At 64.3% G+C, this 15,729-nt stretch carries 10 protein-coding genes and 2 pseudogenes; 7 read left to right on the top strand and 5 right to left on the bottom strand.

Features of this window, described 5'->3' with window-relative positions; translation table 11 throughout:
• Positions 1-400 precede the first annotated feature (400 nt).
• From FB481_RS23610 to FB481_RS12995, 4 genes and pseudogenes are all read right to left on the bottom strand, one after another.
• Positions 401-913: pseudogene (locus tag FB481_RS23610) on the bottom strand (MCP four helix bundle domain-containing protein); the annotation flags it as partial.
• 253 nt (positions 914-1,166) lie between these two features.
• Positions 1,167-1,901, bottom strand: a complete 735-nt coding sequence (locus FB481_RS23605; RefSeq protein ID WP_372239570.1) for a methyl-accepting chemotaxis protein — start codon at positions 1,899-1,901, stop codon at positions 1,167-1,169.
• A 123-nt stretch (positions 1,902-2,024) separates the two neighbouring features.
• Positions 2,025-2,711 (bottom strand): annotated as a pseudogene (locus FB481_RS23600) (cache domain-containing protein); the annotation flags it as partial.
• A gap of 326 nt (positions 2,712-3,037) precedes the next feature.
• Entirely contained in the window at positions 3,038-3,766 is a 729-nt protein-coding gene (locus tag FB481_RS12995) for a GntR family transcriptional regulator (RefSeq protein WP_147176670.1), read from the bottom strand.
• 174 nt (positions 3,767-3,940) lie between these two features.
• On the opposite strand from FB481_RS12995, the gene FB481_RS12990 reads away from it, so the two are divergent.
• Together FB481_RS12990 and FB481_RS12985 are read left to right on the top strand one after the other, a co-directional pair.
• Positions 3,941-4,762, top strand: a complete 822-nt coding sequence (locus tag FB481_RS12990; protein ID WP_147176669.1) for an amidohydrolase — start codon at positions 3,941-3,943, stop codon at positions 4,760-4,762.
• A gap of 28 nt (positions 4,763-4,790) precedes the next feature.
• Positions 4,791-6,092 (top strand): SLC13 family permease, encoded by a 1,302-nt coding sequence (locus FB481_RS12985; RefSeq protein ID WP_147176668.1) that lies wholly within the window; start codon positions 4,791-4,793, stop codon positions 6,090-6,092.
• 93 nt (positions 6,093-6,185) lie between these two features.
• On the opposite strand, the gene FB481_RS12980 is transcribed toward FB481_RS12985, so the two are convergent.
• Positions 6,186-7,313, bottom strand: a complete 1,128-nt coding sequence (locus FB481_RS12980) for a PQQ-dependent sugar dehydrogenase (RefSeq protein ID WP_147176667.1) — start codon at positions 7,311-7,313, stop codon at positions 6,186-6,188.
• A gap of 150 nt (positions 7,314-7,463) precedes the next feature.
• Here FB481_RS12980 and FB481_RS12975 point away from each other — a divergent pair, with 150 nt between their 5' ends.
• The 5 genes from FB481_RS12975 to recJ all read left to right on the top strand — a co-directional run bounded on the left by FB481_RS12975 (position 7,464) and on the right by recJ (position 15,698).
• Positions 7,464-10,877 carry an AAA family ATPase gene (locus tag FB481_RS12975; protein ID WP_147176666.1) on the top strand — a complete coding sequence of 1,138 codons (3,414 nt, stop codon included), beginning with the start codon at positions 7,464-7,466 and terminating at the stop codon, positions 10,875-10,877.
• 19 nt (positions 10,878-10,896) lie between these two features.
• Positions 10,897-11,331, top strand: coding sequence for a hypothetical protein (locus FB481_RS12970; RefSeq protein ID WP_147176665.1), 435 nt, complete (start codon positions 10,897-10,899; stop codon positions 11,329-11,331).
• A 289-nt stretch (positions 11,332-11,620) separates the two neighbouring features.
• Positions 11,621-13,264, top strand: coding sequence for a glucan biosynthesis protein D (locus tag FB481_RS12965; RefSeq protein WP_147176664.1), 1,644 nt, complete (start codon positions 11,621-11,623; stop codon positions 13,262-13,264).
• A 101-nt stretch (positions 13,265-13,365) separates the two neighbouring features.
• Positions 13,366-13,917: a YaeQ family protein gene (locus FB481_RS12960; RefSeq protein ID WP_147176663.1), complete on the top strand. Its 552-nt coding sequence runs from the start codon at positions 13,366-13,368 to the stop codon at positions 13,915-13,917.
• A 68-nt stretch (positions 13,918-13,985) separates the two neighbouring features.
• Entirely contained in the window at positions 13,986-15,698 is a 1,713-nt protein-coding gene (gene recJ / locus FB481_RS12955) for a single-stranded-DNA-specific exonuclease RecJ (protein ID WP_147176662.1), read from the top strand.
• The last annotated feature ends 31 nt before the right edge of the window (positions 15,699-15,729 follow it).

Here is a 15,729-nt window from a genome sequence, read left to right as displayed (position 1 = left end):
TCTGCTCGGCCTCCTCGGATTGCGCCTGCAACTGGCGGTTGTTGCTGGCCGAGGTGGCGCGCAACTGATCGGACGCCAGGTTCAGCTCGTTGGCGGCGTTGCGCACTTGGGCGATGGTATCGCCGATACGCGCGCTCATGTCCTTGACCGCGCCCATCACGCTGTTCGGATAACGAGTCTCGATGCGTTGATCGAGTGCGCCGCCGGCCAGGCGCTGGATGACCTCGGCCACCTGGTGGGGCTCGGCGCCGAGGGTCGAGCGCAGGCGACGGATGATCAGCAGCGAAACGACCACGCTGAGCAGGATCGCCACGCTGGTAACGGTCACGATCAGCAAGCCGAAGCCGCCCGCTGTTGCCCGCACGCCGTCCAGGCTGGCAGTGATGTCCTTTTCCTGCAGGTCGATAAAGGCGTTGATGCGCTTGAGCCATTCCGTATACGCGGCGGCCACCTCACGGGCGAGCAACGCCTGAGCGCCTTCGATGTCGCCGCTCTGGCGCTGGCTGATCAGTTGCTGGGTCAGCTGGCGGGCGGAGTTCTCGATGGCCTTGATCTGGCTGAGCTGGCGCTGCTCCTCGGCGCTTGCGGTGCTGGCAGCGACCAGCTTGTCCAGCGGCGCAGCCGATTGCTGGTAGAAGGCATCGAGGCGCTCGATGTTCTGCAGTTGTTCGTTCATCGCCGCGGGTTCGCGGGCCAGCACCAGATCACGGATGGCGATGGCACGATCATGCACGCTACCGCGGAAGTTGATCGCGTAGCGCTGCTTGAGGCTGGCGCCGTCGTTGACTTCGCTGAGGCTGCTGTCGATCACCTGTACACGCTGGATACCGACCAGCGCGACCAGAATCATCAGCGATAGCACCAGCCCGAAGCCCATGGCCAGACGCTGGGCGATCGTTAGGGGTTGCGACATCTTCGACATACCTATGAAGGGAGAGCGGCCGAGCTGATCGCGCGTATCGATATGCGCGCCATGAGGGCGGCCAGAGGAGTGGTGAGGCTATTGTTTTGCCGGCGGAAATCAAGCGTTTTATGGTGGCGAATTGATGCTATAGCCTTTCTCTATAGCCTATGGTGAGCGAGTTTTGTCGCGTGCAGGTGTCAAGGACAAGGGTTGCTGCTTCATCGGCCGGCTCACGGGGCGAGCCAGCCGGCGAGGCCCGCATTCACACGCGGAACTGCCCCAGCAGGCTACCGAGTTGCTCGGCCAGTTGTTTGAGGTGCTGGCTGGCGGCGCTGGATTGATCGGCCGACTCGGCGGTGCTGTGGGCCAGGGCGGCGGTCTGGGTGACGTTCTGGTTGATGTCGTCGACCACGTGGGACTGCTGCAGCGTGGCGCTGGCGATCGAGGCGTTGAGGCCGGTCAGGTTGCGCAGTGATTGGGCGATCTGCGCCAGGCTTTCGCCGGCCTGGCTGGCCTGCTCGACGGTCAGGCGCGAAGCGTGGCTGCTGTCACCAATGGCTTTCACGGCGGCCTGCGAGTTGGTCTGCAGGCGCTCGATCATGCCCTGGATCTCGGCGGTGGATTTCTGCGTGCGCTGGGCCAGCAGGCGCACTTCGTCGGCGACCACGGCGAAGCCGCGGCCCTGTTCGCCGGCCCGGGCGGCCTCGATGGCCGCATTGAGTGCCAGCAGGTTGGTCTGCTCGGCAATCGAGCGGATCACTTCCAGCACGCCACCTATCTGCGTGCTTTCGCTGGCCAGCGACTCGATCACTGCCACCGCCTTATCGATGGTGCCCGATAGCTGGTCGATCTGCTTCAGGCTGGCATCGATATTGTGCTGGCCCTGGCGTGCCTGCTCTTCGGCGGTGTGCACTTCGCTGGAGGCGTGCTCGGCGTTCTTGGCTACGTCCTGCACGCCGTAGGTGACTTCGTTGACCGCGGTGGCAACCAGCTCCATCTGCTGGGCCTGCTGTTGGCTGTGCTGCTGAGCGGCGGTGGAAATGTCGCCAAGCGAATGGGCGGCCTGGTCGAGCGAGGACGCGGAATCGAGCAACTGGCGGATCACCTGGCGCATCTTGCCGGTAAAGGCATTGAAGTGGCCGGCCAGCGCGGCCAACTCGTCACGACCCTGATCATCGAGCTTGTGGGTCAGGTCGCCTTCGCCGCTGGCGATATTGGCCATGGCGGTGACCGCCTGCTGCAGCGGTACGGCGATGCTGCGTGAAATCATCACCACCAGGACGATCAGCAGCAGGGTGGCCGGCACGCCGATGGCCAGCGCCTTGAGCGCCTGGGATTTGAACTCGGCCTGCACGTCGTCGACGTAGACGCCAGAGCCGATAATCCACCCCCAGGGTTGGAAGAGCTCAACGTAGGAAATCTTCGGCACTGGCTCGCTGGCGCCCGGCTTCGGCCAGCGGTAGTTGATCGGCCCGGCGCCCTGGCTTCGGGTGATGGCCACCATGTCGTTGAATAGCGCCTTGCCATCCGGGTCCTTGATGGCTGACAGGTTCTGCCCCTCGAGCTTGGCGTTGGTGGGGTGCATGACCATGGTCGGCGTCTGGTCGTTGATCCAGAAATACTCCTGGCCGCCGTAGCGCAGGCCGCGGATCACCTCGATCGCCTGTTTTTGCGCCTGCTCACGGCTCAGTGTGCCGCCCGCTTCCAGGCCCTGGAAGTACTTGAGAACGCCGACCGCGGCCTGCACCACATGCTGGGTCTTCTCGGCCTTACCCGCATAAAGATCGGTATTGATCTGATGGAGCATATAGGTGCCAAGCAGGACCAGCATCAGCACCGGCATCGCGATGATGAGCCACAGACGACGATTGATCGGTAAGCGACGCAAGCTGTTCATGGGCGCATTCCTGAATTGTTGTTCTTATTAGTGGCTGCCACGTCGAGGCGGCAGTGATCGGTAAGCACGTGATAGCACTTGGTCAGTACGGCGTAAATGAAAAAGTGCTGCTTTGCGTTTATTTACACCCAATGCTAATCCGAGCGCCCTAGAACGGGGCTTTCAGATTGGCGGACCTCCACTCAGAGTGAGCCTGGAAAGCCACTGTCTTTTGTCGGAAGTAAAGGGCGGGATGGTCAGCAGATATCGATCTGGTAGCGGAAGTTGGCCGCCGCGGCGCGCGACAGCCGGTATTCCAGGGGGCTGCGGTCGTAGCCCAGAGCCGTACGTTCGATCACCACGATGGGGTCACCCTCGCCGATGGCCAGGGTGCTGGCCATATCGGTGTCGGCGCAACCGACCGTCAGGGTTTCCCGGGCCGAGGCAATGCACTGGCCGCACTGTTTCTCGTAGAAGGGGTAGAGCAGGTCGCCAAAGGTGGCTGAGTCGATAGCCATCAGCGCGCCGAAACGCGAGGCGGGCAGCCAGATTTCCTCATGGAACAGTGTGCGATCTTCAACCATACGCAGGCGTTCCATGTGTACCACCTGCTCGGTGATTTTCAGCGCGAGGGCCTTGGCGACTTCCTTGGCAGGCTTTTGCAGGGCCTTGGAAAGGATCCGGCTGCTGGGAATTTCCTGCCCGCCGCTGGCGTTCACCTGTCGGAAGAAGCGCGCCAGCGATGCATCGAAGTTCGGCCGCCGCACGAAGGTGCCGCGGCCCTGGCTGCGCAGCAGCAACCCCTCGTTGACCAGCGTATCCACCGCCTTGCGCACCGTGCCGATGGCCACGCCATAGAGCTTGGTCAACTCCGCTTCGGTGGGAATCGGTGCGCCGGGTGACCACTCGCCAGCGGCGATCTTGGCCAGCATCTCTTCGCGCAGCCGTTGGTAGAGCGGCAGGCGTTCGTCGTATCCGAGAGTCATCGCGTCTTCGTGTCCGGTTGCAACAGGCTGGCGCCACTCTACCACCGCCTGATCGATTGACAGAATGGCTGAAGCAAATATATGGTCAACTATTCATATATATGACCGCATGTCGTGATAACAACGACTGGCACCGATGCCGGTCTCCATAACAATCGATCAGGTAACGCCTCAATGAGTACCTCCGGCCCTGCCATCACCGGCATCGACACCCACGCGCATATCTTTCGCCAGGATCTGCCGATGGTCGCCAACCGTCGCTACAGCCCCGCTTACGATGCGTTGGTGGAGCAGTACCTTGGCCATCTGGACCACCATGGTTTGTCCCATGGCGTGCTGATCCAGCCGAGCTTTCTGGGCACCGACAACAGCTTCATGGTCGAGGCGCTGAGCCGTTTCCCCGAGCGCCTGCGCGGTGTGGCGGTGGTCGATGCCGACATCGACGACGCGCAGCTGGACGCGCTCGCGGCAGCCGGCGTGGTTGGCATCCGCCTGAACCTGATCGGCAAGGCGCTGCAGGATTACACCGGCCCCGGCTGGACCTCGCTGTTCGAGCGCCTGGCGCGTCGTGGCTGGCAAGTGGAAATCCAGCGCGGCATCGATGACCTGGCGCAGATCGTGCCGACCATCGTGGCCACTGGCGTGGATGTTGTGATCGATCATTTCGGCCTGCCGACCGGCGGCATCGATGCGCAGAACGCCAGTCACCGGGCATTCCTGGAACTGCTCGGCGATTCACGGGTGTGGCTGAAGCTGTCGGCGGCCTACCGCAGCCAGTCCGATCTGCCTCAGGCGACTCGGGTGCTGGCGCAGGTGCGTGAAGCGGCTGGCGGGCTCGAGCGCTTCCTGTGGGGCAGCGATTGGCCCAACACCCAGTTCGAAGATCGGACACACTATGCCGAGCAATTGGCGATGATCGAGGCGCTGCTGGAGCCGGCCAAGCGCGCCCAGGTGCTGGTTGCCAACCCCGCCCGCCTGTTCGGCTTCACCCGCTGATCGCCCGCATACACAGGAAGCCTTCATCATGATGAGCCTGCTCGTTGTCACGGCGATCGTTGTCTCCGTGGCCCTCGGTTACAAGACCAAGATCAACATCGGCCTGTTCTCCATCGCCTTCGCCTACCTGATCGGCTGTTTCGGCATGGGCCTGAGCCCGTCCGACATCATCAACATGTGGCCGCTGAAGATTTTCTTCATCATCTTCTCGGTATGCCTGTTCTACAGCTTCGCCACGGTCAACGGCACCCTGGAAAAGCTCGCTGAACACCTGATCTATCACTGCCGCAAGATGCCACAGTTGCTGCCCTTCGCGGTGTTCTTCACGGCCACGGTGATCGCCGCGATGGGTGCGGGCTACTACACCGTGCTGGCATTCATGGCGCCGATTACCTTGCTGCTTTGCCAGCGCACCGGCATGAGCCTGATCGTCGGCGGTATGGCGGTGAACTACGGCGCGCTGAGCGGCGCCAACTTCATGTCCAGCCAGAGTGGCATCATCTTCCGTGGCCTGATGACCAATGCCGGTATCAGCGACAACGATGCCTTCATCAACACCACGGGTATTTTCCTGAGCACCCTGGTGATCCCGCTGCTGGTGATCGGCGCGTTCGTGTTCCTGACCCGTGAAGGGCGTGCCATGAAAGCATCGGTTTTCGAGGCCAGCGCTCCTGCGGCGCTCAACCGCGAGCAGAAGATTACCCTGTGGCTGACCCTGGCGATGATGGCCATCGTGCTGGCCGCGCCGATTGCCCATATCCTGCTGCCAGCCAATGGCACCATCACCTTCATCAACTCGAAGATGGACATCGGCCTGATCGCCAGCATCTTCTCGGTCATCGCCCTGCTGCTCAAGCTGGGCGACGAGCGCAAGGCCATGGCCTCGTTGCCGTGGGGCACGCTGATCATGATCTGTGGCGTGGGCATGCTGATCTCGGTGGCAATCAAGGCCGGCACCATCGACATGCTGGCCTCGTGGATCGGCGGCAGCATTCCGCCGATGCTGGTGCCGGTGGTGTTCGGCGTAGTGGCGGCCTTCATGTCGCTGTTCTCCAGCACTCTGGGCGTGGTGACGCCGGCGTTGTTCCCCATGGTACTGCCGATCTCGCAGTCGCTGGGCCTGGAGCCGATGGTGCTGTTCATCGCCATCGTGGTCGGCGCCCAAGCCACTTCGATCTCGCCATTCTCCTCGGGCGGCAGCCTGATCCTTGGCTCCTGCACCTCGGAGCAGAGCCGCGCCACGCTGTTCCCGCAGTTGCTGTTCAAGGCCGCCCCTATCGGTTTCGTGGCGGCGCTGGTGTTCAACGTGCTGCTGACGTTCGTTTACTGAGGCGAATTTCGGCCATAAAAAACCGCAGCCTGGCTGCGGTTTTTCATGGCCTGCACGTCGCTCGGGTCGAGCGAGGCGATACTCGGGAACCGGTTATTTGGGCTGCAATTCCAGCAGCCGCCCACCGCTGCCATCCTCCAGCAGCCAGATGCTGCCATCCGGGCCTTGCTCGACTTCGCGGATGCGCGCACCCATGTCGTAGCGCTCGGCCTCGCGGGCATTGTCGCCGTCGAAGGCGACGCGCACCAGCGCCTGGGACGACAGGCCGCCAATCAGCCCGGCGCCGTTCCAGCCGGGAAAGCGCTCGCCCTGGTAGATCACGAAACCAGCCGGGGAAATGACCGGGTTCCAAGTGATCTTCGGGGCCTCGAATTCGGGCCGGGTGTCGTGATCGGGAATCGGTTTGCCGCCGTAGTGATCGCCGTTGGAAACCTCCGGGTAGCCGTAGTTTTCGCCGCGCACGATCAGGTTCAGCTCGTCACCACCGGCCGGGCCCATCTCGTGCACCCACAGCTTGTCGTTGGCGTCGAAGGCCAGCCCGAGCATGTTGCGGTGGCCCAGCGACCACACTTGGGCGGCCACGCCGCCCTGATCGGCGAAGGGATTGTCGCCCGGCAGGCTGCCGTCATCGTTGAGGCGCATCAGCTTGCCGAGGTTGGCTTTCATGTCCTGGGCCGGGGTGAATTTCTGTCGCTCGCTGGAGGTGATCCACAGCTTGCCGTCCGGGCCGAATGCCAGACGGTGGCCGTAATGGCCGCTGCCGCTGACCTTCGGCACCTGCCGCCAGATCACGCTCAGCTCGGTCAGCGCGCCTGTGCCGTCCTCATCGAGCTGCAGCTTGGCGCGCGCCACCGCGGCGCCGCGGGTATCGCCGTCACCGGCTTCGGCGTAGCTGATATACACATAGCGGTTGCTGGCGAAGTCCGGATGCAGAATCACGTCGCCAAAGCCGCCCTGGCCGCCGTAGGCGACTTGCGGCACACCGGCGATATCGTGGCTCTTGCCGGTCTTCGGGTCGAGGTGCTTGAGCACGCCGCGCTTCTCGGTCACCAGCAGCGTGCCGTCGGGTAGAAAGGTCATGGCCCAGGGCTCGTCGAGGGTGGCGCGCGGCTCGGCGGTGAACGGCCATTGCGCCTCTGGCAGGGCGTCGGCGGCATGAGCGGTGAAGCTGGCGAGACCGAGTGCGATACCACCGAGCAACAGATGAACGGGACGGGCCATGGCGAATCTCTCCTGATAGGCGGGCTTCACACGTTACCCCTGCCTTGTCGGCGCCACGGGGCGTTTTTGTTACCTCGCGCTTCAGCCACGTCGGCCGGCAACAGTGCCACAATAGCGGCCTGCCTTTGATTCGAGCCAAACCGCCTTTCCATGAAAATCCTCAGCCTGCGCCTGAAGAACCTCAACTCGCTCAAGGGCGAGTGGAAGATCGATTTCACCGCCGAGCCGTTCGCCAGCAATGGTCTGTTCGCCATCACCGGGCCGACCGGCGCGGGCAAGACCACGCTGCTCGATGCCATCTGCCTGGCGCTGTATCACCGTACCCCGCGTATGGACAAGGTCGGTGGCGAGAACGAGCTGATGACCCGGCACACTGCCGAGTGCCTGGCCGAGGTCGAATTCTCGGTGAAGGGGCAGGGTTATCGCGCGTTCTGGAGCCAGCGCCGGGCGCGGGACAAGGCCGATGGCGCGCTGCAGGGCGCCAAGGCCGAGTTGGCCAAGCTGGACGGCGAGATCATCACCGACAAGCTCAGCGAAAAGCCCAAGGAGGTGGAGCGCCTCACCGGTCTGGATTTCGGCCGCTTCACCAAGTCGATGCTACTGGCTCAGGGCGGCTTCGCGGCGTTTCTAGAAGCCAGCGCCAACCAGCGCGCCGAGCTGCTCGAGGAGCTGACCGGCACCGATATCTACGGGCAGATTTCCCAGCGCGTGTTCGAGCAGACCCGTGAGGTGAGAAGCCAGCTCGATCAACTGCGCGCCCGAGCCGAAGGCGTTGAGCTGCTGGCTGACGAGCAACGCCAGGTGCTGGCTGATGAGGCGGCGCAGCTGGCGGTCGAGGAGGGCGAAACTCAGCAGGCCTGCGCCGAAGCCACCCGCCAGCGGCAGTGGCTGACCGACCTGGCGCGTGCCGAGGAGCAGGCCGCAGCCGCTACCGCTCAGGTGGATGCGGCTGCTCAGGCCGAACGTGATGCCGCCGCCGAGCTGGCGCGTCTGCAGCTGAGCGAGCCCGCCCAGCGCCTGCAGCCGCTTTACCAGGCCCGGCGTGATGCTGCCCGCGCACTGGCAGCCAATGAAGAGCAGCAACGCAATCATCAACAGGAACTTGCCCAGGCCCAGGCGCAGTGGCGCAGCAGCCTCGAACAGGCCACTCGGGCCAGCGCAGCCCTGGCGCTTGAGAAACAGCAGGCGGTGCAACGTCTCGAGGCTGAATGCCAGGCCCTGGACGACCAGCTGCAGGCTACCGCTGACCACGAGCGCCTGGCCGCCCAGCTCAGCGGCTGGCAGCAGGCCTTTCAGGCTCGAGATCAGGCCCGCCAAGCACTGGCCAGCCTGCAGGCCCGCCAGCAGGCTGGCGCTGCCCAGTTGGAGCAATTTGTCGGGCAACTGAACGGCCTAGCCCAGTCGACGCAGGCTACCGTTCAGGCGAAAGCCGAGGCCGAGCGGGTGGTCAGCGAGGTGGAAGGGCGCTGGCACGCCGCCTTGGCCGGGCGCAGCGAAGGGCAGTGGCGTGAGCATTGGCAGCAGGTGCACGCCCGCGGTAGCGCCCTGGAGCAACTGGCGCAGCTGGCTGAGCGGCGCAACCAGTTGAATCAGCAGCGCCAGCGCACAGCAGGCAACCTGACCCGCCAGCAGCAGAGCCTGGCTGAAAAGGAGGCCGAGCGTGCGGCCCTGCGCGAGCGCTACCGTGAGGTCAAGCAGCGCCTGGCTGACCAGGAAAAGCTGCTGGAGCAGGAACAGCGCATCCGCGCCCTGGAAACCTACCGCGCACAGTTGCAGGCCGACGAGCCCTGTCCGCTGTGCGGCGCCACCGAACACCCGGCCATCGCCGCCTATCAGGCGCTGGACGTGTCGGCCACCCAGCGTGAGCGCGATGAGGCGCGGCAAACCCTCGATGCCCTGACCGAGCAAGGGCAGCAGCTCAGCAGCCAGGTCGCGGCTCTGCAAACCCAAGTCGCCCAGAGCCAGGAGCAGGATCAGGAACTGCAGCATCAGCTCAACTCCCTAGCCGCCACCTGGCAGCGTCTGGGCGAAGCCCTCGACCCGCTGCCCGAGGACGATCAGGCCCTCGCTGCCGCGCAAACCCGCCAACTCAACGAGCATGTGGAAATCAATGCCACGCTCAAGACCCTCGATGGCCTCAAGGGCGAACTGGAGCGCGCGCGCCAGAACGCCAGCATCGCCAGCCAGAAACACCAGGCGGCGCAGCATCAGCAGGCCGCCATCGAGCACGATCGCGACCTGGCGCAGGCCGCTCAGCAGGCGCTGGACGAGCAATTGGTCGCTCAGGGCGAGCGCTTGAGCACAATCGAAAGCGAGCTGGCCACACAGCTCACCGCCTTCGGCCATGACCTGCCGGACGATGACGCCGCCTGGCTGGCCGCTCGCCAGGCCGAGGCCACCCGCTGGCAGGAAACTCGGCAGCGGCGCCAAGCGCTGGCCCAGCAACTGCCGGCGCTGCAGCACCAAGCCGGCGAGGCCGACAAGCAGGCCCTGCAGTGGCAAGCCCGCTGGCAGCAAGCCGATGGCGAGCCGCTTGCCGCTGCACTGATGGAGCAGGCTGCGGTGCGCCTCGAATCTGCCCAGGCCAACTGGGAAAGCGCCGAACGGCGCTGCCTGGAGCTGCGCATCACTCTGGACGGTGTCGCCCAACAGCAACTGGCGTTGCACGAGGCCGAACAGACGGCAGCGCAGCAGTGGCAGGCGGCCCTGGCTGGCAGCCCGTTCGCGGATGAGGCGGCGTTTCTCGCCGCTTCTCTCGAAGACGGACAACGCGAACGGCTGCAGGCGCTCAAACAGCGTCTGGAGAAAGCCCAGACCGAAGCCCGCGCCCTGCAAGCCTCGGCGCAGGCGCAATTGGCCGCGCTGCAAGCCGAGCCACAGACCGAACACGACGCCGCCTATCTGGATGATCGGCTGCAGGCCTTGCAGGCGACCCTGAGGCAGCTCGGTCAGCGCCAGGGCGAAATCCGCGGGCAATTGCAGGGTGACGACCAGCGGCGGCTCAACCAACAGGCGCTGTTCGAGTCCATCGCCCGCCAGCAGATCGAGTACGACAACTGGCAGCAGCTCAACAGCCTTATCGGCTCGGCCGACGGCGCCAAGTACCGGCGCTTCGCTCAGGGCCTGACCCTCGGCCATCTGGTGCACCTGGCCAACGGGCAACTGCAGCGCCTGCATGGCCGCTATCAACTGGCGCGCAAATCCCTGGGCGAACTGGAGCTGGAGGTCGTTGACACCTGGCAGGGCGATGCGGCGCGTGACACGCGCACCCTGTCCGGCGGCGAGAGCTTCCTGGTCAGCCTGGCTCTGGCGTTGGCGTTGTCCGATCTGGTCAGCCACAAGACGCGCATCGACTCGCTGTTTCTCGACGAAGGCTTCGGCACCCTGGATGGCGAAACCCTGGAGGTGGCTCTCGATGCCCTGGACAATCTCAACGCCAGCGGCAAGATGATCGGCGTGATCAGCCACGTCGAGGCGCTCAAGGAGCGCGTTGCCGTGCAACTCAAGGTCAACAAAGGTGTAGGCATGGGCTACAGCACCCTGGAGAAACGCTATGCGATTTAAATTTCTGGCAGCGTGCCTCTTGGCATCCAGCCTTGTGCACGCCGAAGACGTACAGAAGGATCACGGCCTGCAGGCGATGGACGAGCGCGGCTGCGTGCTCGGCAATGCCGGCATGCAGGCGCCGACCCTGACGCTGATGGCCGCTGCTTACGGCGAGTCCGAAGCGCGCAAGGACATGGCGCTGGCGCAGATGAAACAGGCGCTGGAGGCCGGTTGCCCGGTCGACGAGCCGGACCAGATGGGCCTGTCGGCGCTCAATGGCGCCATCCTCTATAACGAACCGGTGCTGGTGAAGCTGCTGCTCGAGCACGGCGCCAATCCCAAGCGCAAGATCGTCAACCCGAAAACCACCCTCAATGGCCTCGACTCCTTCGCCTTTCTTGATCTGCTCGGCAAGCGCGACGGTAAGCGGGATCGCAAGGCCATTCGCAACCTGCTCAAGGCAGCACGTTAGCAAGCCGTTGAAAAACTGCCTACGTTGCCATTGCTGCGTTAAAAACAGCCTCAAAATGCTCATGTACAACCGTACACTCCGCTTTTTCGGCTGTTTTTGCCTTGCACTGGCTGCCTCGCCTACGTTTTTCAATGGCCTGCTAGCGTTTCGCTTGTGCCGACCAAGGTGTTTCGCGCTGGTTGCACATTCGGCGCGGAACCATGTGGCGACAGGGCTATCTGTTGTAGGGATTTTTCAGCGCGCCCTGCTTGGCGCTACATGCAGACTCCTTACAGATTCAGGGATGCCCATGCATAGACGTGACCTTCTCAAAGCCTCGATGATGATGGCCGCCGCCAGCGGTTTGCCGGCCAGCCTGTTCAGCCTGCACAGCTTCGCCAAGACTGCCGACGGCGAGGCCGAGCCCTTCGACTTCAAGCAGTTGCAGGCGCGAGCCAAGAAAATGGCCGGCAGTGCCTACAAGAGCACTGCCGAGGTGCTGCCCAAGACCCTCGCCGAGCTGACGCCCCAGCAGTTCAACGCCATCCAGTACGACCCGGCCCATTCGCTGTGGAACGAGCTGGGCGGCCAGCTTGATGTGCAGTTCTTCCACGTTGGCATGGGCTTTCGTCAGCCGGTGCGCATGCACGCCGTCGACCCCAAGACCCGTCAGGCCCGCGAGGTGCACTTTCGCCCCGAGCTGTTCGAGTACGGCAAGAGCGGCGTGGATGTATCCCAGCTCAAGGGTGACCTGGGCTTTGCCGGCCTTAAAGTGTTCAAACAGCCGAACATCGCCAAGTACGACATCGTGTCGTTCCTCGGCGCCAGTTACTTCCGTGCGGTGGACAACACCGGGCAGTACGGCCTCTCGGCACGTGGCATGGCCATCGACACCTTCAGCGACAAGCCGGAAGAATTCCCCGACTTCGTCGAGTTCTGGTTCGAGACGCCAGCCAAGGACGCCACCCGTTTCGTGCTCTACGCGCTGCTCGACTCACCGAGTGCCACCGGCGCTTTCCGCTTCGATATCGACTGCCTAGAAGACCGCGTGGTGATGGACATCGACGCCCATATCAACGCCCGCAAGGCCATCAAGCAGCTGGGCATCACGCCGATGACCAGCATGTTCTCCTGCGGCGGCCATGAGCGGCGCATGTGCGATTTCATCGCCACCGCAATCCACGACAGCGATCGCCTGTCCATGTGGCGCGGTAACGGCGAGTGGGTCTGCCGGCCGCTCAATAACCCGGAAAAACTGCAGTTCAACGCCTTTGCCGACACCAACCCGAAAGGCTTCGGCCTGGTGCAGTTCGACCACGACTTCCAGTCCTACCAGGACACCGTGGTCTGGTACAGCCGCCGCCCGAGCTTGTGGGTCGAACCGACCACCCAGTGGGGCGAGGGCAGCATCGACCTGCTGGAGATTCCCACCACCGGCGAAACCATGGACAACATCGTCTGCTTCTGGAACCCCAAGCAGACCATCGAGCCCGGCACCTCGCTGAACTTCGGTTACAAACTGCACTGGGCGGCGCTGCCCCCGGTCAAACCGACGCTGGCCCAGGTGCATGGCACCCGCTCCGGCATGGGCGGTTTCACCCTCGGCTGGGCGCCTGGCGAGCACTGGCCGAAAGTCTGGGCGCGGCGTTTCGCCATCGATTTCGCCGGCGGCCCGCTGGCAGAGATGGACGCCAAGGCCCAGGTCGAGGTGGTGGTCGAGGCTTCCCATGGCGAGGTCAAGGATTTCAGCATCCTGGCCCTGTACCCGGAAGTCGAAGGCTTCCGCGCGCAGTTCGACTGGTTCCCCACCAGCGACAGCGTCGAGCCGGTGAACATGCGCGCCTATCTGCGCCGCGTCGACAACAAGGAAGTGCTGAGCGAAACCTGGCTGTACCAGTACTTCCCGCCAGCGCCAGCAGAGCGCCGTTATCCGGATTGGAAATCGGATAGCTGATCGAGCGAGCAGGGCAGTCGCCTCCTTTGGGCGGCGCGCTGCCCACGCTCCGGGCCGGCCTGATAGACTGGCGCACTTTTTCCGATTCCAAGAAGTGCGCCATGGCCCTGCCGTCCACGACCTACAAGGTCGATCTCAACCTCACCGATATCGACCGCAACATCTATGAAAGCCTGCGCTTCACCGTGGCCCGCCATCCTTCGGAAACCGAGGAACGCTTGGCGGCGCGGCTGATCGCCTATGCGCTGTTCTATCAGGAAAACCTCGCTTTTGGCCGTGGCCTGTCGGACGTCGACGAGCCGGCGCTGTGGGAAAAGAGCCTCGATGGCCGCGTGCTGCACTGGATCGAGGTCGGCCAGCCGGATAGCGAGCGCATCACCTGGTGCTCGCGGCGTACCGAGAAATTCAGCCTGGTGGCCTACGGCAATTTGCGCGTGTGGCAGACCAAGTGCCTGGACCCGGTACGCAGCCTGAAGAACATCAACGTCGTCGCCCTCGGTCAGGAGGCCCTGGCGGAACTGTCCCAGGATCTGCCGCGTTCGCTGTCCTGGAGCGTGATGATCAGCGACGGCGAACTGTTCGTCACCGACGAGCGCGGCCAGCACGAAATCCCGGTGGAGTGGCTGGCCGGCGAGCGTGAACTGAGCAACTGATGCAAACCGGGCCCGGCCCCGCCGGGCTTCGGCCCCCGATTCAACCGCACGAGTAGAAAACCCCGTCCATGCGTATCGAGTCCCGCCCGCTTCCCGATTCACTGCCCGACCTGGGCAACCTGCCGCCGTTGTTGACCCGCCTTTATGCCGCACGCGGGGTGCGCTCGGCAGTGGAGCTGGAAAAGGGCCTGGCGCGGCTGATTCCGTTCAGCCAGCTCAAGGGCATCGATGCCGCGGTCGAGCTGCTGGTCGAGGGCTTGCGGCAACGCCAGCGCATGCTGATCGTCGGTGATTTCGACGCCGACGGCGCCACGGCGAGTACCGTCGGCCTGCTCGGCCTGCGCATGCTGGGCGCCGCCCACGTCGATTATCTGGTGCCGAACCGCTTCGAGTACGGCTACGGCCTGACCCCGGAGATCGTCGCCGTGGCGCTGAGCCGCGGGCCCGAACTGCTGATCACCGTCGACAACGGTATTTCCAGTATCGAAGGCGTGGCGGCGGCCAAGTCGGCCGGGCTGAAGGTGCTGGTCACCGACCATCACCTGCCGGGCCACGAGCTGCCGGCGGCCGATGCCATCGTCAATCCCAACCAGCCGGGCTGCAATTTCCCCAGCAAATCCCTGGCTGGCGTCGGGGTGATCTTCTACGTGCTGCTGGCGCTGCGTGCGCGGCTGCGCGAACTGGGCTGGTTCACCGTCGAGCGCCCCGAGCCGAACCTGGGCGAGCTGCTCGACCTGGTCGCCCTGGGCAGCGTGGCTGACGTGGTACCGCTGGACGCCAATAACCGCATCCTGGTGCATCAGGGCCTGGCGCGTATTCGTGCTGGTCGCGCCCGCCCTGGGCTGCGCGCGCTTCTAGAAGTGGCTGGCAAGCAGCACGCACGGATCACGTCGACCGACCTGGGCTTTATCCTCGGGCCGCGGTTGAATGCGGCCGGGCGCCTCGACGACATGAGCCTGGGCATCGAATGCCTGCTCTGTGAAGACGAAGCTCTGGCCCGTGACATGGCGGTGCAGCTCGACCAGCTCAATCAGGACCGCAAGGCCATCGAGCAGGGCATGCAGCGCGAGGCCCTGGCCCAGCTCAAGGATTTGCCGGTAGAAAATCTGCCGTTCGGCCTGTGCCTGTTCGAGGCGGACTGGCACCAAGGCGTGATCGGCATCCTCGCCTCGCGCCTGAAGGAGCGCTACCACCGCCCGACCATCGCTTTCGCCGATGCCGGGGAGGGCATGCTCAAGGGTTCGGCCCGCTCGGTGCCGGGCTTTCATATCCGCGACGCACTGGACGCCGTGGCCTCGCGCCACCCAGGGCTGATCAGCAAGTTCGGCGGCCACGCCATGGCCGCCGGTCTGTCGTTGCCGGCCGAGCACTTCGAGACCTTCGCCAGGGCCTTCGACGATGAAGTCCGCCGCCAGCTCTGCGAGGACGACCTGACCGGTCGGCTATTGTCCGATGGCGTGCTGAGCATCGACGAATTCAACCTGCCGCTGGCCCGCGAGTTGCGCAACGCCGGCCCCTGGGGCCAGCATTTCCCCGAGCCGCTGTTCCACGGCGCGTTCCAGTTGGTGCAGCAGCGCATCGTCGGCGAGCGCCACCTCAAGGTGGTGCTCAAGAGCGAATGCGGCAGCGTTCAACTGGATGGCATTGCCTTTGGCGTCGACCGCGAAGTGTGGCCTAACCCGACCGTGCGCTGGGTCGAGCTGGCGTACAAACTCGATGTAAACGAGTTTCGTGGCCAGGAGTCGGTGCAGTTGCTGATCTCCCACCTGGCGCCGCGCTGATCGCATCACCACGCGCCTTATCGCCGCCCTG

Origin of the sequence: Pseudomonas sp. AG1028 (assembly GCF_007993955.1) — a bacterium.
Lineage (GTDB): Bacteria > Pseudomonadota > Gammaproteobacteria > Pseudomonadales > Pseudomonadaceae > Aquipseudomonas > Aquipseudomonas straminea.
This window is presented reverse-complemented; position numbering and strand designations above follow the sequence as displayed.